The organism is Pelagicoccus sp. SDUM812003 (genome assembly GCF_031127815.1).
GTDB lineage: Bacteria > Verrucomicrobiota > Verrucomicrobiia > Opitutales > Opitutaceae > Pelagicoccus.
In genome coordinates, this window is sequence record NZ_JARXHY010000005.1 from 20,892 (window position 1) to 39,499 (window position 18,608).

General features: G+C 59.2%; 16 protein-coding genes and 1 tRNA gene. 11 read left to right on the plus strand and 6 right to left on the minus strand.

Going from position 1 to position 18,608, the window contains the following annotated elements; translation table 11 throughout:
* Nucleotides 1-8: 8 nt before the first annotated feature.
* Complete coding sequence (locus tag QEH54_RS08550; protein WP_309018242.1) at nucleotides 9-2,423, minus strand: PAS domain S-box protein; 2,415 nt, start codon at nucleotides 2,421-2,423, stop codon at nucleotides 9-11.
* 293 nt (nucleotides 2,424-2,716) lie between these two features.
* Between QEH54_RS08550 and QEH54_RS08555 the strand changes: the two genes are divergently transcribed.
* Together QEH54_RS08555 and QEH54_RS08560 are read left to right on the plus strand one after the other, a co-directional pair.
* On the plus strand, nucleotides 2,717-3,832 hold the full coding sequence (locus QEH54_RS08555) for a hybrid sensor histidine kinase/response regulator (RefSeq protein WP_309018243.1): 1,116 nt from the start codon (nucleotides 2,717-2,719) through the stop codon (nucleotides 3,830-3,832).
* Nucleotides 3,833-4,234: 402 nt separating this feature from the next.
* Complete coding sequence (locus QEH54_RS08560; RefSeq protein WP_309018244.1) at nucleotides 4,235-4,762, plus strand: hypothetical protein; 528 nt, start codon at nucleotides 4,235-4,237, stop codon at nucleotides 4,760-4,762.
* Nucleotides 4,763-5,317: 555 nt separating this feature from the next.
* Here QEH54_RS08560 and QEH54_RS08565 read toward each other — a convergent pair.
* A tRNA-Gln gene (locus QEH54_RS08565) sits at nucleotides 5,318-5,391 on the minus strand.
* A gap of 215 nt (nucleotides 5,392-5,606) precedes the next feature.
* On the opposite strand from QEH54_RS08565, the gene QEH54_RS08570 reads away from it, so the two are divergent.
* Nucleotides 5,607-6,158, plus strand: a complete 552-nt coding sequence (locus QEH54_RS08570; protein ID WP_309018245.1) for an NUDIX domain-containing protein — start codon at nucleotides 5,607-5,609, stop codon at nucleotides 6,156-6,158.
* A 4-nt stretch (nucleotides 6,159-6,162) separates the two neighbouring features.
* Here the strand turns inward: QEH54_RS08570 and QEH54_RS08575 are convergent, their stop codons facing one another.
* Both QEH54_RS08575 and QEH54_RS08580 read right to left on the minus strand, forming a co-directional pair.
* Nucleotides 6,163-7,098, minus strand: coding sequence for an endonuclease/exonuclease/phosphatase family protein (locus QEH54_RS08575; RefSeq protein WP_309018246.1), 936 nt, complete (start codon nucleotides 7,096-7,098; stop codon nucleotides 6,163-6,165).
* A 26-nt stretch (nucleotides 7,099-7,124) separates the two neighbouring features.
* Nucleotides 7,125-8,372 (minus strand): M48 family metallopeptidase, encoded by a 1,248-nt coding sequence (locus QEH54_RS08580; RefSeq protein WP_309018247.1) that lies wholly within the window; start codon nucleotides 8,370-8,372, stop codon nucleotides 7,125-7,127.
* Nucleotides 8,373-8,535: 163 nt separating this feature from the next.
* Here QEH54_RS08580 and xseB point away from each other — a divergent pair, with 163 nt between their 5' ends.
* Both xseB and dxs read left to right on the plus strand, forming a co-directional pair.
* Nucleotides 8,536-8,781: an exodeoxyribonuclease VII small subunit gene (gene xseB, locus QEH54_RS08585; RefSeq protein WP_309018248.1), complete on the plus strand. Its 246-nt coding sequence runs from the start codon at nucleotides 8,536-8,538 to the stop codon at nucleotides 8,779-8,781.
* Nucleotides 8,782-8,852: 71 nt separating this feature from the next.
* A complete protein-coding gene (gene dxs / locus QEH54_RS08590; RefSeq protein ID WP_309018249.1) occupies nucleotides 8,853-10,787 on the plus strand; it encodes a 1-deoxy-D-xylulose-5-phosphate synthase in 1,935 nt (644 codons plus the stop codon).
* Here dxs and QEH54_RS08595 read toward each other — a convergent pair.
* Nucleotides 10,776-11,282, minus strand: coding sequence for an EVE domain-containing protein (locus tag QEH54_RS08595; RefSeq protein WP_309018250.1), 507 nt, complete (start codon nucleotides 11,280-11,282; stop codon nucleotides 10,776-10,778). The two genes, dxs and QEH54_RS08595, sit on opposite strands and share 12 nt — an antisense overlap.
* Before the next feature lie 217 nt (nucleotides 11,283-11,499).
* Here QEH54_RS08595 and QEH54_RS08600 point away from each other — a divergent pair, with 217 nt between their 5' ends.
* A complete protein-coding gene (locus QEH54_RS08600) occupies nucleotides 11,500-13,053 on the plus strand; it encodes a cache domain-containing protein (RefSeq protein ID WP_309018251.1) in 1,554 nt (517 codons plus the stop codon).
* 211 nt (nucleotides 13,054-13,264) lie between these two features.
* Here the strand turns inward: QEH54_RS08600 and QEH54_RS08605 are convergent, their stop codons facing one another.
* Nucleotides 13,265-13,492, minus strand: coding sequence for a biopolymer transporter ExbD (locus QEH54_RS08605; RefSeq protein WP_309018252.1), 228 nt, complete (start codon nucleotides 13,490-13,492; stop codon nucleotides 13,265-13,267).
* Nucleotides 13,493-13,681: 189 nt separating this feature from the next.
* On the opposite strand from QEH54_RS08605, the gene QEH54_RS08610 reads away from it, so the two are divergent.
* The 5 genes from QEH54_RS08610 (at nucleotide 13,682) to QEH54_RS08630 (ending at nucleotide 18,606) form a co-directional block, all read left to right on the plus strand.
* Nucleotides 13,682-14,650: a MoxR family ATPase gene (locus tag QEH54_RS08610; protein ID WP_309018253.1), complete on the plus strand. Its 969-nt coding sequence runs from the start codon at nucleotides 13,682-13,684 to the stop codon at nucleotides 14,648-14,650.
* Between the two features lie 74 nt (nucleotides 14,651-14,724).
* The gene (locus QEH54_RS08615) at nucleotides 14,725-15,645 is read left to right on the plus strand and encodes a DUF58 domain-containing protein (RefSeq protein WP_309018254.1); all 921 of its coding nucleotides are present in this window, start codon (nucleotides 14,725-14,727) and stop codon (nucleotides 15,643-15,645) included.
* 8 nt (nucleotides 15,646-15,653) lie between these two features.
* A complete protein-coding gene (locus QEH54_RS08620) occupies nucleotides 15,654-16,670 on the plus strand; it encodes a VWA domain-containing protein (protein WP_309018255.1) in 1,017 nt (338 codons plus the stop codon).
* Nucleotides 16,667-17,695 (plus strand): VWA domain-containing protein, encoded by a 1,029-nt coding sequence (locus tag QEH54_RS08625; protein ID WP_309018256.1) that lies wholly within the window; start codon nucleotides 16,667-16,669, stop codon nucleotides 17,693-17,695. The genes QEH54_RS08620 and QEH54_RS08625 overlap by 4 nt, the downstream gene beginning before the upstream one ends.
* A complete protein-coding gene (locus tag QEH54_RS08630; RefSeq protein ID WP_309018257.1) occupies nucleotides 17,692-18,606 on the plus strand; it encodes a hypothetical protein in 915 nt (304 codons plus the stop codon). Before QEH54_RS08625 ends, QEH54_RS08630 begins: the two co-directional genes overlap by 4 nt.
* Nucleotides 18,607-18,608 lie beyond the last annotated feature (2 nt).

Genomic DNA, 18,608 nt, shown 5'->3' on the forward strand with positions numbered 1-18,608 from the left:
AGCGGCGCTCACCCCTCGTCGCGGACCCAACGCTCCTTGGGGAAGTGGAGGGAAAACGTCGAGCCCTGGCCCAACGCGGAGTCGATGGTCACGCTGCCCTCGTAGTGCTCCATGATCTTCTTTACGATCGCCAGGCCCACGCCTGTGCCCTCCTTCTTCGTATTCAACCGTTTGAACACCTGAAAGATTCGTTCCTGCTGTTCGATCTCGATTCCCTCGCCGAAGTCCCGCACGAAAAGCGTCACGCCGCGGACGTCGCTCGCAGATCCGATCTCGATTCGCCCTCCATTTCCGTTCTCGTTCGTTCCATACTTCAAGGCGTTCGAAATCAGGTTTTGCAGCAGCTGCCAAAGCCGCTTGCGATCGACCCGCAGCACGGGAAGATCCTTGCCAACGACGACCTCCCAATTCGAGTGACCGGTTTTCGTCAGGAGACCTTGTAGCACGTCTTCCACGACATCGGCGCTTCGCACGGACTCGATGTTTTCGGATGCGTGGCCCACTCTGCTCATCTCGAGCAGGTCCGTGATCAAGTCCCCCATGTGGCTGGCCAGTCGATCGATCCGTTGCACGAAATCCTGGTTGGGATCCCCGTCCGCGCCACCGCGGGCCTGAAGGATCTGGATGAGGCCTCGAATGGAAACCAGCGGAGACTTCAAGTCATGCGAGACCGCGTACATCATCTCCTCCATCTCACGATTCTTGGCCTCCACCGCTTCCTTGGCCGAGCGCACCTGGTCCTCCGCATCCTTGCGAAACTGGATGTCCTGCATCGAGCCGATCATCGAGGTCCTACCGGCCGCCTTGTCGTGGACCGCCACTCCCGCTCCGTAGAACCAGCGGTATCGCCCATCCTTGCGCTTGATGCGATAGTCGATCGCGAAGGCGTCCTCGCCAGCTACGCAGCGCGACACCAGGTCGAAGGTCCGCTCGCGGTCCTCAGGATGCAGCAGCTCGCGAAAGGTGTCCGCATGAGCTTCGATTTCCCCCACTTCGAAGCCGAGGACCTGATAGAACGAGTCCGACCACCATTGCTCAGGACTCTCCACGTCGATCCAATGCCAGATGCCGACCCGGCCTCCCTTCACCGCCTGCTGGAATCGCAGCTCGCTTTCCTCCAAGGCCCGGCGCGCGGCGATGCGTTCGCTGACGTCGAGCACGGAGGCGATCACGAATCGACCTTCCGGGGTCTCGAAAGGATTCAAGCCCACTTCCACCGGAAACAGGCTGCCATCCTTGCGCCTGCCCTCCAGCTGGCGTTCCGGCCCCATTGCCCGCGTCTGAGGGTGGGCGTGGTAGTTTTCTCGCAAGCCCTGATGACCGGAGCGCACCTGTTCCGGCACGAGCATTTCCACGCTCCGACCGACCAGCTCGGACTCCGCGTAGCCGAAGATCAGCTGCAACTGGGTGTTGGCCTGCACCATCTTTCCCTGGCTGTCTACGATCAGCATCCCGTTCGCTGCGGCCGAAATGGCCGCTTGCGCCCGGGCCGCGTTGATGTCGCTGCGCATCAAGGCCTCGCTCGCCTTCTCCTCGAGACTTCGCTTCAGAGCCGCCTCGGTCTGATAGATCTCCGTGCGGTCGAGGTAGAAAAGCACGAAAAGGCTCTCGGTGGGGGCCAGGCGAAAACTGAAAAACCGCTCTTTGCCCTCCTCATCGGCGAACAAACGGTCGCCTGCGATGGTCCTGCCGGTGCGCGAGGCCTCTTCGAGATCCGCCTTCAAGGCCAAGGATCTCGCGAGCGGCATGGCCAACTCGATGTCCATGCCGGAAGCTTGTTCTCGATCCACCGCCAGCTCTTGGGCCGCCACTTCGTTGAACTCCGAAAGCAGGTAGCGCGCAGTGTCCCCTTCACCCCTCTTCTCGATGGTCAGAAACCCGTCCACGCCCGCCTTCAAAATGGTTTCGTAGAGCCGCTCGCGTTCTCCCAACCGATCCTGCACCGCCCTCATTTCCTTCGGGAGCGGGATACGCAGCAGCTGCGGCATGGCCCGGATCAGGTAGATCGCAGTCGCCACCGAAACCAATCCCGTGGCCAGCTTCATCATGCCCGTCAGCCGGTAGGCCCCTTGCCAGACGCTGTAGATTTCGAGCAAATGCGTGCAGCCGCAGAAAAAGATGAACAGGCTGAAGAGCCAGAACGCTCCGCGAAACCGAAGCCCCCTGCGACGCTTCACGAGAAAAACCAGACAGACCGGGATCGCGAAATAGCTCAGCGTCACCAACGAGTCCGATATCACGTGCAGCCAAAGAATGTCCGGCCTCCACATATAGCAGTGCCCATGTGGCATGAAATCAGCATCGAACAGCTGCGAAAAAAACGAGCGGAATGCGTAGAGAACGATCAGGACCAGAGCGGTCGCCGACACGAACAGGCCGGCTAGAAGTACTCGTCTATCGTGGCGGGGAGTGTCTGCGTCCATTCGCGGGCAATCAAACGTATCCCCAGCTCGGGAGCAAGCGATGGATCCGATTTGCCGCCAGCTCGCTAAAATTTGTTGAAAAATGCAACCTTCGCAAACGCGTCACATTCTTCACGAAACCTTTTTCGTAACGAATTGGAAAAACTTCGCTATCTTCCGGCTTTCCGGAGTCGCCGCGAATTGCATTGCTGGCGAGCTATGCTACCTTTCGCCTCCAAGTTCAACCGCGCAACATCAAGAAAAATAGCAGCCAAGCCTCGCCACCTTGCGTCTGATCGAACACCTCGCAGACTATGCCATTCAATCCAAGCTTGGAACGGATTCTTCCCAAGTCCGATTCACGATCGGTCCTGCTCGTCGAGGACGACGACATACATTTCGAGCTGGTCAACCATGCCGCTCACGCCTCTCCCCATCTGAACGTACAAATCGAGCGCGCCGTTTCGCTGGGCGAAGCCTTCAGCGTTATCGAAAGCAGCCCGCCGGACATCATCGTGCTCGATCTGGGCCTACCTGAATCGGAGGGACTGCAGACCTTGGAGACGTTTCTCAAACGCGGGATCCCCATCCCCGTCATCGTGCTCACCGCCATGGCCAATCTGGAGCTGGGGGAACGGGCCATCCAGATGGGCGCCATGGATTTCCTCGGCAAGGACGAGATTTCCGACCGCTCGCTAGCCCGCTCCATTCGCTACTCGATCGAACGCTGGAAGCAGAAGACCACTCTCGACGCCACCATCGCGGATCTGGAGCGGTTTGGGAACGCCGCCGCCCACGATCTGGTCTCCCCCTTGAACGCCATCCAGGGCTTCACTCGCCTCATCGAAATCGGCTTGGAGAATACCGAAGTGAGCAAGGACATCCACGAGTGCCTCCATCTGCTGGAAGTGAGCTCGCAGAGAGCGGCAGACCTGGTGACCGATCTGCATAAATTCGCCAAGCTGGGGCGACACTCCATTTCGCGGGAGGAGACCGACCTGAGCGAGTTGATCGAGGAAGTGGAATCGTCTCTGCAACCCATGATCGGCGAGCACGAAGGTTCGCTGGTGGTAGGCAGTCTGCCGAAACTGAACCTGGACCGCGGCCTGTTCGTGCACGTTTTCCAGAACCTCATCAGCAACGGCTTGAAATACCACCGCAAAGGCACCCCGCCCATCGTGGCCATCGACAGCTGCACCGTTGACGGCCGACACGTCATCAACGTGCGAGACAACGGCATCGGCATCTCGCCCTCGGACCGACAGCGCATCTTCGCGCCCTTCGAACGCGTGAAGATCGACAAAGCGGTCGACGGCACCGGCATCGGCTTGTCCATCTGCAAGCGCATCATAGAAGCCCACGACGGCGTCATCTGGGTGGAGTCCGAAGTGGGACGCGGATCGGCCTTCAATTTCTATATCAACGAATAGGGATCGCCACTCCGCGCCACTAGCGCTGGATCAGGTATCGGTCTTTCATCAGACGAGGCATCCCCTTGCGCATACGAATTTCGGCGAAGGCTCTACCGAGCCAGTCGCCTCGTCGAGCGAAAGCGCTTTGGATCCCGGAGCTAGACCCGGGCGAAGCAAAACAGCTGCCACCGCCCGTTCGAGAGCCTATTCCCATTCTCGCGGAGCTGCGACCTCTAGTCTTCGAAGACCTCCGAGCGATCGGAGAAGCAGATAAGCCGAAAGTCTCCCGCGATGCGTGATGCCCGCCTGACATGCGTTTTGCACGACTCTGTAGCCGAATCTCTTCCTAGGATGCGTAAACCTGGCCGGCATCGGAAGCTGGCGCAACCTAAGCAGTGTCCGGGGCGGAGGAAAGTGATTATGAATTTTAGACGAATGCTTCTCATCGTTTCGCTGTCCGCGCTCTGCGGGCTTTACCAAACCGCCATCAGGGCCGCCGAATCGACCCAGGACAGCGACAAGTCCGACTCGGTGATCGGGGCCGAAGTCGTAGGAGAGGAAGGCTATTCTCGGATCGGAACGGTTGTCGGCATCGCCCGCGGCGGCGAGGGCGGCCCGGCTAAGCTGTACGTGGTGAAGTCCAACGCGCTTTTCGGCGGGCACGGCCTGATCCCGCTTTCCCACGTCATGGACGAGTTCAAGGTCCCGAACAAAGACGGGAGCCAATCCTATCGCATCAAGGTAGCGATCAACAAGGCGACCTTTCGAAACATCGCGAACTGGGACCACAGGAACGAACCCATCTCCGTCTACCTGAATCGAATGGAATCGATCTTCAGCACCCTCTTTGGCCTCGAGTCCTCCACCATCGAATCCTTCGCTCGCAACCTCGTGGTGGACCACGGCTCCGGAGCAACATCAGACGAAGCGGAAGTGGCGAAGCTTTAGCCTGCCCTGCGACTCTTGGCCAGCCTTTACGTAACTAGCGTGCTGTCAAGGACCGCCATTCGCCACTCCTTCGCCACGCGAACGTTCCACACGTTCTCCAGAAGTGGCAGCCTCGCAGGGATGGGCGCCTGCGGCTTTGTCGTCGCTGCGCTCTTCGGAACGAACCCCTTCGGGTCTTCTCGTCCCTGCTCTAAGTCAAGGACCGCCGTTCGCCACTCCTTCGCTGCGCGAACGTTCCACACATTCTCCAGAAGTGGCAGCCTCGCAGGGATGGGCGCCTGTGGCTTTGTCGTCGCTGCGCTCCTCGGTACGAACCCCTTCAGGTCTTCTCGCCCCTGCTCCTAGGTCAAGGACCGCCGTTCGCCACTCCTTCGCTGCGCGAACGTTCCACACGTTCTCCAGAAGTGGCAGCCTCGCAGGGATGGGCGCCTGCGGCTCTGTCGTCGCTGCGCTCCTCGGTACGAACCCCTTCGGGTCTTCTCGTCCCTGCTCTAAGTCAAGGACCGCCGTTCGCCACTCCTTCGCTGCGCGAACGTTCCTCACGTTCTCCAGAAGTGGCAGCCTCGCAGGGACTCGAACCCCGACAGATGGAACCAGAATCCATAGTGCTACCATTACACCACGAGGCTGTCAGAAAGCGGCACGTTACGATGTCGTTTCCGGAAATCAATGATAATTCCACGCTTTTTTCGGTTTGAGACGCCAGCTGCCTGACCGGAGGTTTTCGCAGCTCGAAACTAACGCTTCAACCCCAGAACGACGGCCTCGCGCAGCGCTGCAATCATGGAGCCGAGTCGATCGGACGGTGCTTAAAATCCGGCTTGCGCAAGCGCTGGCGCCTGAAATGGTCACCTACGTGAGCGATCGTATCATCCCAGAACACTTCCAGTACTGCCCGAGTTGCGGTACCGACCAGATTTCCATTTCGGCCCAGCAGGAAAACAAGGTGGAATGCGCCGCCTGCGACTTCACGCTCTACTTCAACCCGTCCTGCTCCGCTGGAGCTCTGATCTTCGACGGTCAGGGACGGCTTCTGGTCGTCGAGCGGGCCCGTGAGCCGTCTAAGGGAAAGTTTGGCATTCCGGGCGGCTTCACCGATTTCGGCGAGCGCCTCGAGCACGTGGTGGTTCGCGAGGCGAAGGAGGAAACCAATCTGGACTTGGAAAACGTGCGCTTCTTCGCCTCCTTTCCCAACCCCTATCACTACAAATCCGTGATCTATCCGGTCACCGATACCTACTTTCTCGCTTCTGTCGATTCCTTCGATCGGATGGAAGCGGAGAAGAGCGAAGTATCCGGTATCCATTTCGTGGATCCGAAGGAAGTTCCTGAGGAGCAGTGGGCTTTTCCGTCGCTGCGAAACGTGATCAAGCTCTACCTCTCGACCAAGGCCTGAGGCCCTACTTCGGAAAACGGATGTCCATCCAGACCGGGCGATGGTCGCTGCCGCGGAAGAAGTCCTCATGCCAGTACACGCCTCCGTTCAAGACGGCGACCGCCTCTAACCCCGGAGAAACGAGGAGGTAGTCGATTCGCGAATACTCCGCCCCCTTCTCGTAGAAGTGAGTCCAAATCTGCTTCTGGTGGTCGCTATGATCCTGCAAGCGACTGATCTGCACCTCGCCCTTGCTGAGAAAGCGCCTCACTGCGGAGGAGTGAGGACCATCATTCAGATCCCCCGCGATGACAAACATGTTTCGCGACGGTTCAGAGCATCGACGCAATATCCGATCTCGAGCCGCTTGCGCCTCGCCCGCTCGTCTGAGCGAGGACTGCGGGTCGCGCTCGTCGTCGGTGTATTTGCTTTTCAAATGCAGAGCGAACAAAGCCAACTCCTGATCGGTCGACGCTATCCGCACGCGCAGTTCGAGCATGCCCCGCTTCACTCGGCTCGCTTCGCCGAAAATCGTGAAATCGAGATCGACATGCTCCAGCGACTCCACCGAAAAGCCTCGGTCCTCGCGCCAAAGAGCTCCCACCATGCGGGATTGGTCTTCGCCCCGAACAAGGGCCATTCCGTGATAGACCAACCCGTCACGAGCCAAATCCTCGCGCAGCTCTCGTAGAAAGTCTTGGGATCCGACTTCCTGCACCGCGAGCACATCGGCTTCCAGCGCCAGGATCGTCTCCCGCACCACCGCCTTTTCAATCTCCCGTTTCGGATAATCGAGCCGATATCGGCCCTCCACCAGACGATCCATGCTAAGGTAGTTGCGGAGATTGTAGGTCGCCACCCGCAATCCCTCCTTTGGGGGCGGTTCAGGCAGCTCCTCCGGGCGCAGAACAGCGACGAGAGAGAGGCAGAAAAGCCAAGTCAGCCTACGGAACCGTTTCATCGCCCACGCGCCAGGATCTCGTTCGCTCAGTCCCCTCTCATCGAATGCTCGCGCTCCAACAAGGTCGGATGGCTGTAGTGGAAACCGCTGTACGCAGGGTGTGGCTGCAGATTGCTCAGGTTCTTTTCGCTCAACTGGCGCAAGGCCCGGCTGAGAGGTTTCCAGGACCCCACGATGTCGCGAGCGAAGGCGTCGGCCTCGTATTCATGTTTTCGAGACATGACATTGAAGATCGGGGTCAGCCAAAACGTGAACAGTCCGCCGATAAGCCCGAAGAGGAGGAAGGCGATGCCGATGTCGGCGCTTTGCGGATCGAATCCGAAATCGGAGAAGAACCGTTCGCTGCGAGCGAGGTAGCCGACGATCCAGAACCCGGCGAGCATCATCAGCCCCGAGGTGATCAGCATTTTCGGGATATGCCCCTTTTTGTAATGTCCGATTTCGTGAGCCAGCACAGCTTCGATCTCCTCCTCCCCGAGCTGTTCGATCAACGTATCGTAAAGCACGATACGGCGGAATTTTCCGAAGCCTGTGAAGTAGGCGTTTGAGTGGGCCGAACGCTTGCTGCCATCGATGACCTGGATGGCGTTGCACTTGAAGCCAGCCTTGTCCGACATGGCCATCAACCGCGTTTTCAGCGGCCCGTCCTCCAGGGGCGTCAGCTTGTTGAAGAGAGGGATGATGAGCATGGGATAGAGCACCATCATGACGAGTTGGAAGACGAACATCACGCCGAAGCCGACCGCCCACCAGAGCGGACCGATCCAGTCCACAAGGCTGATGAGCACCCATAGTAGCGGAAATCCTATGATCAGACCCACCAAGGTCCCCTTCAGCTTGTCAGCGAGCCAAAGCCCCACGCTGCTGCGATTGAAGCCAAACCGCGCCTCGATCTTGAACTGAGACCAGTAGTCGAATGGAAGACTGGGTAGCCCAGCGACCACCATCGCCACTACCAGAAAAAGGGCCGAGCTCCAGGCCGCGTTTCCAAAGGTCGCCGACCACGTCTCGAAGGCCGCAGGCAGCACGCCGGAAAGCACGATCGCCGCCACCACCAGGGCGTCGAAAAGAAGCTCCCAGGATCCGAAACGGCTTTTCGCGAGGGTGTAGCGGTTGGACTTGTTGAAATTTTCCTCGCTCATCACGCCCTCCAGCTCGGCAGGCAGCTTGCTGGAACGCTTCGCCACGTGGGCGCGGTTCAGGGCTTCGAGGACCAGTTCCGCCCCGAGTTTCGCTAGGAGGGCGACTAGAAAGACCACTTCAAGGGGTGTCATATCCCCAAGCCATCTCTAAGATCCGAGGGCCTGTCCAGCGCGGAGTTCCCTGAGGGTGGATCGGGGCGATGCTGAAGCTCGGTCCACCTGAGTGCCCCGGTCTGCGTCGCGCGCCGATTTCGTGCCTTGAACTCCAAGCCGAGCCTCGCATAGTGCACCCTTCGTGAGCGCCAAGAAAAAGGAAACGATCGCCAGTTTCGAAGAGGGACTGGAAAAGCTGGAAGCCATCGTGCAGGAGATGGAGGAAGGAAAACTGCCGCTGGAAAAGCTGATCACCCACTACGAATCCGGTTCGAAGCTGCTCGCCGAATGCGATCTCAAGCTCAAGGAAGCGGAAAAGAAGATAGAAATCCTGCGCTCGAAAAACGCGGAAAACCCGGTCTTCGAGGATTTCGATCCCGATCAGTAGCCGTTTATAGACTCAAAACGATGGACAAGAGCGAGGCTTTGCCCTCAGCTACGCGCCTCTCATTTTACGCCTTGAAAGACCAGTCACAGAAATCCTCCTCGCCCGCCGGCAGCGCCTATCCTCTCCTCAGCCAGATCAAAGGGGCTTCCGACCTAAGAAAGCTAAGCAGCGTCCAGCTCGAATCGTTGGCCGAAGAAATCCGACAGCGCTTGATAAACGTCACCTCGGTCAACGGTGGCCATCTGGGGCCGAATCTCGGCGTGGTGGAGCTGAGCATCGCCCTGCACCTGGTGTTCGACACTCCCGCGGATCAGTTCGTCTTCGACACCTCCCACCAGGGCTACGTGCACAAGCTGCTCACTGGTCGCAACGGTCCCGACTTCGAAGGCATCCGCTCCTCCAAGGGTCTGAGCGGATTTCTCGCTCGCGACGAGAGCGAGCATGACGCGTTCGGGGCGGGTCACGCCGGCACGGCGCTTTCCGCAGCTCTCGGCATGGCGACGGCCCGCGACGTCCTCAAGTCCAAGGATCATGTGGTGGCGGTCTGCGGCGACGCTTCCTTCACCTGCGGCATCACCATGGAGGCGCTCAACAACGTGGCCGCCTCCACCCAGCGCCTGATCATCGTGCTCAACGACAACGAGTGGTCCATCGCCAAAAACGTCGGCGCCATATCGAAGTACCTCAATGAGCTCATCACCAACCCGATCTACAACCGCTTGCATCACGACGTGGGCACTCTGCTGAAGAGCGTGCCGGGCGGCGACCAGCTGGTGAAGCTGGGCAAGACCGCGGAAAAGGGCTGGAAGAGCATGGTGCTGCCCTCCTCGCTTTTCGAAAAATACGGCGTGCGCTACCTGGGGCCGATCGACGGCCACGACCTTCCGCTGGTGAGGCGCTACCTGGAGTTCGCCAAGGAATCCGACGAGCCGGTCATCGTGCACGTGGTCACCAAGAAGGGCAAGGGCTACAAGCCCGCCATCGACCATCCGGAGCGTTTTCACGGCACAAGCCCATTCGCCATCCCTTCCGGGCTTCCTTCAAAGAAGACGAAAACCCCGCCACCCGCCTATCAGGACGTCTTCGGCAAAGCCATGGTTCGCTTCGCCAAAGCCAATCCCAAGATCGTCGGCATCACCGGGGCCATGCCTTCCGGCACCGGCCTGATCCACTTGAGCGACGAAGTTCCTGAGCAGTTCTACGACGTGGGCATCGCGGAGGAGCATGCCGTCCTATTCGCCGCGGGCATGGCCACACGCGGTCTGCGGCCAGTCTGCGGCATCTACAGCACCTTTCTACAACGGGCCTTCGACCAGATCATACACGACGTCTGCTTGCAGAAGCTCCCGGTGGTCTTCTGCATGGACCGAGCCGGCTTGTCGCCAAACGACGGCCCGACGCACCACGGCCTTTTCGACATCGCCTACCTGCGCATGGTGCCCAACCTCATCTTCATGCAGCCCAGCAATGAGGACGAGCTGGTCGACATGATGCAAACCGCGTTCAGCCAAAACCTGCCGGCGTTCATCCGCTACCCGCGCGGCTCGGGCGTCGGGGTTGAAATGAAGACCGATCCGCAGGCCTTGCCGATCGGCAAAGCGGAAGTCGTGAAAAACGGCAGCGAATTGGTTATCTGGGCCTTGGGACCGATGGTTCAGGACGCTTTGCAGCTCGCGCAGACGCTGGAAGCGGAAGATGGCGTCAAGGTCGGCGTGGTCAACGCCCGCTTCATCAAACCGCTCGATCGGAGCCTCTTGCTAGAACAGGCCGACACGGCCACGCTGCTTGTGACCATGGAGGATGGCGTGCTTTCCGGCGGTTTCGGCAGCCTGGTGGCGGAGACCCTGGTCGACAACGGTCTCGCTACGCCCTTGCACCGCATCGGCTGGCCGGATGAGTTCGTCAGTCACGGCGACAGCGTGGCGGAGCTCCGAAGCCGCCACGGCCTCTCTCCCGACGATATGCTGCGAGGTATCCGCTCAAAGCTGAAGACGCTACACGCCTAGCGTTTTCAGATCCTTGACGAGAAGCCCGCCCATTTTGCAGACCGCCTTGAAATGCTGAAGCTCGACCGGCTGGATCGAGAGTCTTTGCCCACGCTTCACCACCAGCATTTCCTCGAGCTCGGGCGTTTCCTTCATCTCCTTGAGCGAGACCAGACGCTTGAAGGGCAGCGCATACTTGAAGTCCACCATCAGCCAGCGTGGCTCCTCTGGCTTGGACTTCGCATCGTAATAGTCCGACTTCGGGTCGAACTGCGTGTGGTCCGGATAGGCTGACTCGCTGACGACCTCCGCCAAGCCGACAGCTCCGCTTTGCGGACCGGCGTTGGAGTGGTAGAACAACGCGATGTCCCCCTTCTTCATGCTGTCACGCATGAAGTTTCGGGCCTGATAGTTCCGAATCCCATCCCAGTGCTCGGTCTGTTTCGGACAGGCCTTCAGGTCGTCGAAGGAGAACACATCCGGTTCACTCTTAATCAGCCAAAGATTCTTCGCCATGACCTCACCAAGGGTACAAGCTGGACCCTCCTCAAGCAAAAACCGAAGGCTACTCCCAGCCCTCAAGCCCCAGGCCGAAGCCGGGCCATGCGCGCGTTCAAATACAATTTTTCGTCAAACGCCTCACCCCGCATCAAGAATCTCTGAGAGTCGTCGAATATCGAGTCGGAGGGCTTTCGATCTCCTTCCGCCCACGAACAATCGCCCACGACACCCCATGCTCAATCGACTAAGCCTCAATCTGCGTATCACTTTTCTGGGCACTGCCGTCATCCTGGCATTCTCGCTGGTTTCCGCCGCATTGTATCCGAAACTGAAAACCCAGTTCTTCGGAGAGAAAAAGGCCAAAACCCAAAACCTGGTGGAAAGCGCCGCGGGTATCATCGACTTCTACGTCAACGAAAGCCAAAGCGGCCGCATGGGAAAAGAGGCCGCCCAGGAAGCCGCCAAGGCGATGCTGGCCACCCTCCGCTACGACAACAGCAACTATTTCTGGGTGAACGACCTGCATCCGAACATGATCATGCACCCGATGAAGCCTCAGCTCAACGGGCAGGACCTCAGCGAGCTCGCAGACCCCAATGGCAAGCGGCTTTTCGTGGAAATGGTCAAGACGGTGCAAAAAAACGGCAGCGGATTCGTGGACTACGACTGGCCCAAGCCAGGCAAGGAAAAGCCTGAGCCCAAGATCTCCTTCGTCACCCTCGAACCGACTTGGGGTTGGGTCATCGGCTCGGGCATCTACGTGGACGATGTCTACGCGCAGCTCCGTTCGCTGTTCCTCTTCCTCTATGGAGCGATCGGCATCCTCGCCATCCTCTCCACCATCGCCTTCCACTACCTCGCTCGCAGCATATCGACGCCAATCGACCGCACCATACATTTGATCGAAAAGGGCTCGCGCCAGATCAACGGAGCCACTGGACTCGTATCCAACAATTCGACACACCTCGCGGAAAAGTCGACCGAGCAAGCGAGCTCCTTGAACATGACAACCGCCGCGATCGAGCGGATGCGCGATTCCACTCAATGCAACGCCGACAACAGCGTGCGAGCCAACGAGCTGATGACTACGAGCAACCAAATCCTCGTCGAAGCGGAGCGCTCCATGCAGCGGCTCACCGCTTCCATGAAGGATATCACGCAGTCCAGCCAGGAGACCTCCAACATCGTGAAAACCATCGACGAAATCGCCTTCCAGACCAACATCCTAGCCCTGAACGCCGCAGTCGAAGCAGCCCGGGCCGGCGAGGCTGGAGCTGGTTTCGCAGTGGTGGCTGACGAGGTCCGCAGCCTCGCCCAACGCGCCGCAAAAGCCGCCCACGACACCGGAGTGCGTATCGACGATACCGTGGCCAAGATCAACGAAGGCGCGGCGCTCGTCTCCCACACCTCCAGCTCCTTCAATCTGGCTACGGAAAAGAGCAACGAGCTGAAGGAATTGCTCTCGGAGATCAAGGACGCCTCTCAAAGCCAAGCCGATGGTATTCGCGATATCGATACATCGATAAGCAGCCTCGACCGAATCACGCAAGAGAACGCGGCCAACGCGGAGGAATCCGCTGCCGCAGCCCAGGAGCTTGGCGCCGAAGCGCAGCACCTGCTTTCACTCGTCGACGACCTCACCGCCATCGTGGACGGCGCGAAGGCGATCGCGAGCCAGCCAGTCCCCCAGCCCTTTCGTGCATCGGCTCGTGGCGATTTCGATTCCATCTCACGAAAGGGAAAAAGCGTCTCCACCTCGCCGCAGGACTGGAACAGCTTCAACTAGCCGGCTCCCGAAGCAGCCGTCAGCGCTGCGAACCGACGCTGTCTGGCAAAGAAGCCATGGCGACCACGCCGAGCCCGGAACCCTGGCAGGCATCGAGCACCGCGACCGTTAGGCTCATCGGCACCGCATCGCTCACCTTCAGCCGCGTCGAGGACACCCCGCGAGCTGCCGCCTTCTCGATCGCCAGAGTCAGTTGAGCAAGATCCGTCGCCTACCCATTGACCGTCACCATGCGTCGCGAGTCGATGACTAGCTCCAGGGCCTCAGGCCTGGCATCGACCTCCCCGGAGCTTGCGGTGGCCGCTTCCAATCCAGTCTCCTCCACGAAGATGGTGGTCACCACGAAAAAGACCAACAGGATGAAAACCATGTCGATCAGAGGCGAGATATCGATGCGGGCCTCCGCCATGCACCGCTTGTATTTTTCGGAACTCTTCATGTCCTACACTTGTAGTACTTTTATCGAATAGTCAAACGCGGGCGCCCTTTCTGCTGTCAGCCAACGCTTTCAGGCGGAGCAGTGGAAACATAGTCTTGATTCGCCGGTCATTCGACGGTGTCCTGCAGCCTTTCCCGCCAGCGTTTGCCTGGCTCCGTTTGCCAAATCCCACAACGATAACAACCATTTATGAGCAGCTGGTCTGAACGCGTCAGAAACGAAGTCGGAAAAGCCATCCTCGGACAGGAGGAGATCGTGGAACGCATGCTGGTCGCCCTTCTGGCGGACGGTCACGTGCTTCTTGAAGGAATGCCGGGTCTGGCCAAGACCCTCTTGATCAAGAGCCTCGGCACCGCCCTCGGACTCGAATTCGAACGCGTGCAGTTCACCCCTGACCTTCTGCCCAGCGACGTCATCGGCACCATGGTCTACCAGGCTCAGTCGGGACAGTTCGAACCGCACAAGGGTCCGATCTTCGCCAATCTGGTGCTTGCGGACGAAATCAACCGCGCCCCGGCCAAGGTGCAAAGCGCCTTGCTGGAAGCCATGCAGGAGAAGCAGGTCACTCTCGGCCCCACCTCGCACAAGCTTCCCAAGCCCTTTTTCGTCATGGCGACGCAGAACCCGGTGGAGCAGGAAGGCACCTACCCGCTGCCCGAAGCGCAACGGGACCGCTTTCTCTTCAAGCTGCTGGTCGACTATCCGAGCCACGAAGACGAATTCGAAATGATGCGACGCTGGGGACAAGTCACCGAAAAGCCGGAGCTACGACCCGTGGCCTCTGGCGAGGAGCTGCTGCAGCTGCGCAGCGAGGTGGACGCAGTTCACGTGGCCGAGGAGATACAGGTCTACATTCTGGAACTGGTCCGCGCCACCCGAGAGATGGCTCAGTCGGGCCGACCCGAGGATCGCCTGCTTTCCTACGGCGCCTCGCCTCGCGCTTCCATCAGCCTCTATCAAGCCAGTCGAGCCCTCGCTTGGCTGCGCGGCATGGATCACGTTTCTCCCAGCATCGTGAAGGACATTTTCCTCGACGCGATGCGACATCGCGTCGGTCTCAGCTACGAAGCGGAAGCTGAAGAGATTTCCGCAGACGAAGTGCTGAAACGCATATTAGACTCCACACCCATGCCATCAGGCCGCGTCGCCCACCGCTAGAGCGGTCTTCCGGCGATCGAGCGTCCAGCTTCGCCGCGAGGCCGCCATCGTTCGCCTTCAGGCTACCGTTTCCCATGTCACCTTCATCGGACAACTCCAACCACCTTTCCAACCTTTCGGCGACCGTCGCATTGCTTCGGCGACTCGAATGGCGGGCTCGACTGGTGGTGCAGAGCGCCCTCGGAGGCGAGTACAAATCGAGCTTCCGCGGCAAGGGCATGGAATTCGACCAGGTGGTGAAATACGAGTTCGGCGACGACGTGCGCGACATCGACTGGAACGTCACCGCCCGCCTTGGCGAAGCCTATAGGAAAAAGTTCGTCGAGGAGCGCGAGATCACCCTTTTCCTGCTTTTCGAGGATACCCCGTCCCTCCAGTTCGGCTCCGGAGAAACGAGCAAACGCGACGCCCTGCTGGAGCTTGCGAGCTTGCTGATGCTGCTCAGCGCCGTCAACGGCGACCGCATTTCCCTGCTGCATGCCACGCCACAAGGCTATACGCTGAGCAAGTCCGCCACCGGTCGTGGGCGCATCATGAATACAGCGGCAAACCTCATGGGACATCCCGCCCCGCCAGCCCTCGGCGAGCAGCAGGCCCAGATACCCTGGCGCTACCTTACCAAAGCCGCCCCGCGTCACAGCATTTTCATTTGGCTAGGAGACTTTCCCGCCCGTCCCGCTCCGGAGGCCTGGCCGGTTCTGCGGCGACGCTATCAACCGGTGGGCTTCCGCATCTCGGATCCATGGGAAATGCAGCTTCCGAAAACGGGCCGTCAGCCAGTCTACGATCCGGTCAGCGGCGAGCTGTTCACCCTAAATGGCGGCTCCGCCTCCCAAAGAGCGGCGCATGCCGATTGGAAGGAAGCCCGCGATCAGGGATTTCAAGCGCTCTTCCCGCAAAAGAGCGATCGCCTCACCCTCGTCGCTGGACACGACGCCATCGAGGCCGTCACCGAATTCTTTCACCAACGCATGAAACGGTTCGCTAGGCTATGATCGAGATTTTGAATACGCTCAGATTCGAGTCTCCCTATTGGTTTCTGGCCCTGCTGCTGCTGCCCTTGGTGGCTTGGCTCAGAGGTCGACGTTCCGTGGCCGCTCTCATCCTTCCTTTCGCCGGTTCCTGGAAACGACAGACCTTCGTCGGCAGTTCCAAACTTCCCACGCTTTTCGCCTTCCTCACTGCCCTGGGAATCATCGTCGCTCTGGCCCGTCCCCAAAGCGTGGCTACGGAAAAGCACTCCAAGAGCCTTGGCTACGACATCATTCTGGCCATCGACCTATCCGGTTCCATGGAGGCTGAGGACTACGTGGTGGACCGCCAGAGGGTCAACCGGCTGCAAGCGGTCAAACCAGTGCTCAGCGCCTTCATCAACAAGCGGGAAAACGATCGCATCGGCATCATCGCTTTCGCAGGACGGGCCTACACCGTCGCCCCCTTGACCTTCAATCACGAGTGGCTGGGAAAGCAAACCGAGCGTTTACAGATCGGCTTGATCGAGGATGGCACCGCCATCGGCGACGCCATCGCCGTGGCCTCCTCCCGCTTGCTTGAAGGAGCAAAGGAGCGAGCGGGCGAGCGCGAAGGCGCTTTCATCGTCTTGCTAACCGACGGCGAGAACACCGCCGGTATGATGGAGCCGATGGAGGGAGCGAAGCTGGCCAAAGATGCCAACATTCGCGTCTACACCATAGCCGCTGGAAGAAATGGATACGTGCCCTTCCCGCGTCGCAACCAGGCAGGAGAACGCATCGGAACCACCCGCCAGCTGATGCGTGTCGATATCGAAACCCTGCAAAAAATCGCCGGTGAGACAAATGGCGAGTTCTTCCGTGCCGAAGATTCGGATACCATCGAGAGCGCCTTCAGCAAGATCGACGAATCCAGCAAGATCGAGTTCGAGGTGCAGCAGTATTCCGTCGTGACGGAGCTCTTCCCATTCGTGCTGATGTTTTCAGGAGCATGCGCGGTACTTTCAGTGGCGACGAGCGTTCGCGAGTCGAAGGAGGCCCTAGCATGAGTTGGGGCAGCGAACATTGGCTCTGGGGGCTCGCGCTGCCACCCCTGGTTTTGCTGTGGGACCTCTTTCGTCACAGCCGCTCCGCCTCGAAATCCAAACACGGGAAAGCGCTTTACGCGAATACCGCCTTCGGGGGACTGCAACTGAGCAAACGTCGACACAGCCGTCCGCGCAAGGTCCTGCTCTGTCTCGCCCTTTCGCTCCTCGTCGTATCCATGGCTCAACCACGCTGGGGCAGCGAAAAACGAACCACCTTCGAGCGAAGCCGCGAAGTCATCATCGCCATGGATCTCTCAAAAAGCATGCTCGCCGAGGATCTGAAGCCGAACCGCTTGGAACGAGCCAAACTTGTTGTATCCAGCATGCTCGATACGCTCAATGGCGAAAGCGTTGGACTGCTGGTTTTCGCCGGCACCTCCTTCCTGCAAAGTCCGATGAGCCCTGACTACCAGATTCTGCGCAGTTTTCTAAAGGACTTGAACCCTGACTTCATCCCCCAAGGTGGCACCGACTACGCCGCAATGCTAGAGACGGCTCTCGAATCCTTCGAGCAATCCGATGGTAGAGCAGATCGCTTTCTCATCGTGATCAGCGATGGCGAGAGCCTGGAGTCGAATTGGCAGGCCGCAGCCGAAAAGCTGCGGGAAGAAAACGTGCAGGCGATCTGCCTCGGATTCGGCACCCAGGAAGGCGGCTTCATCCCAGATGGTTCCGGCGGATTCCACAAGGACCCGCAAGGCGCCGTGGTTCTCAGCAAGCTCGAACGTTCCACCTTGGTCGAGCTGGCCCGCATCACCGGAGGAGTCTATCGAGAGGCAAACGTGTGGATCGACCTCGCTCAACTGGTCGAAGATACGGTGAAGAAAGGACAAGCCCGCCTCAAGGAGCGTGAACGCGAGGAAAGCGAGATCGAACGCTACCATTATTTTCTCGCTCCCGGCCTGGCCCTGCTCCTGCTCTCGATCTATTACGAATTCCCCACCATGCCAAGAGCGAGGAATCTCAAAGGAAAGGCTGCAGCATGAATCGTATCCATCTTTTCACTTCGATCGCTTTGGTGTCATTCGTTTCGCTTCTGCCCGCTCAGGATCAAGTCTCCACGGAGTCGCCCAAAGCCAAGGAAGAGGGACAAAGCTATCAGGATATCGTATCCGAAATCGCGAACAAGGACGACCGCGACGCTCGCGACTATGCCATCTTCGCTGCTTCGACTTGGGAGCTGGGACGCAGAGCCAAGCAAAGCGGCGAGGCCATTCCCGACTCCTCGATCCACGACGCAATCGACGCTGTCGAGGAGGGACGCCAGCTCGATGCCGCGGAGACGGACTGGGACAAGCTCCGCGAGGAACTCGAAGCTTTGCTGGTAAAGCCAGAGCAGCAATCTCAACAGCAGCAGGACGCCCAAAACCAACAGCAGCAGCAAAACCAGGACGGCCAGTCCCAAGAAGGACAGCAAGGACAAGGAGAGCAACAGCAGTCCCAAGATCAAAACGGAAATCAGCAGCAACAGCCCAACTCTGACAAGCAACAGCAATCTTCGCAAAACGCCGACCAGCAGTCAGACCAGGAACAGCAAGCAGGCGAAAAAAGCCAGGAGGCTCAATCCGATCCACAGCAAGGCAGTGACGGCGACGCGTCCGAGCAACGTCAAGATGGGGCGCAGATGGGCGATCTTTCCGAACAGATCGATCCGCAGAACCTGAACTTCGCGGATGGTGGCGAAGCCTCCGCCGACATGGATCAACCGCAAAACGAAATGCAAACACTAGGCGGTCAACAAGGCGAAAAGCAGAAGGTCGACGCCGACAAGGCTGCCGTGATGCAAATGCTCGATCAGCTGCGCCAGCAAGACGATCCAGGGAAACTCTTTATGATCCTCCAGGAAGCCCAATCGGGCGAAAAGAAACAACAGCAACCCAACGCCAAGGATTGGTAATC

Excerpts from the sequence above, each read along its gene's own strand:
- QEH54_RS08610 (WP_309018253.1), top strand. The coding sequence starts at position 13,682 with ATGAGCAGCTGGTCTGAACGCGTCAGAAACGAAGTCGGAAAAGCCATC.
- QEH54_RS08595 (WP_309018250.1), bottom strand. The coding sequence starts at position 11,282 with ATGGCGAAGAATCTTTGGCTGATTAAGAGTGAACCGGATGTGTTCTCC.
- QEH54_RS08630 (WP_309018257.1), top strand. The coding sequence starts at position 17,692 with ATGAATCGTATCCATCTTTTCACTTCGATCGCTTTGGTGTCATTCGTT.
- QEH54_RS08600 (WP_309018251.1), top strand. The coding sequence starts at position 11,500 with ATGCTCAATCGACTAAGCCTCAATCTGCGTATCACTTTTCTGGGCACT.
- QEH54_RS08615 (WP_309018254.1), top strand. The coding sequence starts at position 14,725 with ATGTCACCTTCATCGGACAACTCCAACCACCTTTCCAACCTTTCGGCG.
- QEH54_RS08580 (WP_309018247.1), bottom strand. The coding sequence starts at position 8,372 with ATGACACCCCTTGAAGTGGTCTTTCTAGTCGCCCTCCTAGCGAAACTC.
- QEH54_RS08570 (WP_309018245.1), top strand. The coding sequence starts at position 5,607 with ATGGTCACCTACGTGAGCGATCGTATCATCCCAGAACACTTCCAGTAC.
- QEH54_RS08575 (WP_309018246.1), bottom strand. The coding sequence starts at position 7,098 with ATGAAACGGTTCCGTAGGCTGACTTGGCTTTTCTGCCTCTCTCTCGTC.
- QEH54_RS08555 (WP_309018243.1), top strand. The coding sequence starts at position 2,717 with ATGCCATTCAATCCAAGCTTGGAACGGATTCTTCCCAAGTCCGATTCA.
- QEH54_RS08550 (WP_309018242.1), bottom strand. The coding sequence starts at position 2,423 with ATGGACGCAGACACTCCCCGCCACGATAGACGAGTACTTCTAGCCGGC.
- QEH54_RS08605 (WP_309018252.1), bottom strand. The coding sequence starts at position 13,492 with ATGAAGAGTTCCGAAAAATACAAGCGGTGCATGGCGGAGGCCCGCATC.
- QEH54_RS08560 (WP_309018244.1), top strand. The coding sequence starts at position 4,235 with ATGAATTTTAGACGAATGCTTCTCATCGTTTCGCTGTCCGCGCTCTGC.
- QEH54_RS08625 (WP_309018256.1), top strand. The coding sequence starts at position 16,667 with ATGAGTTGGGGCAGCGAACATTGGCTCTGGGGGCTCGCGCTGCCACCC.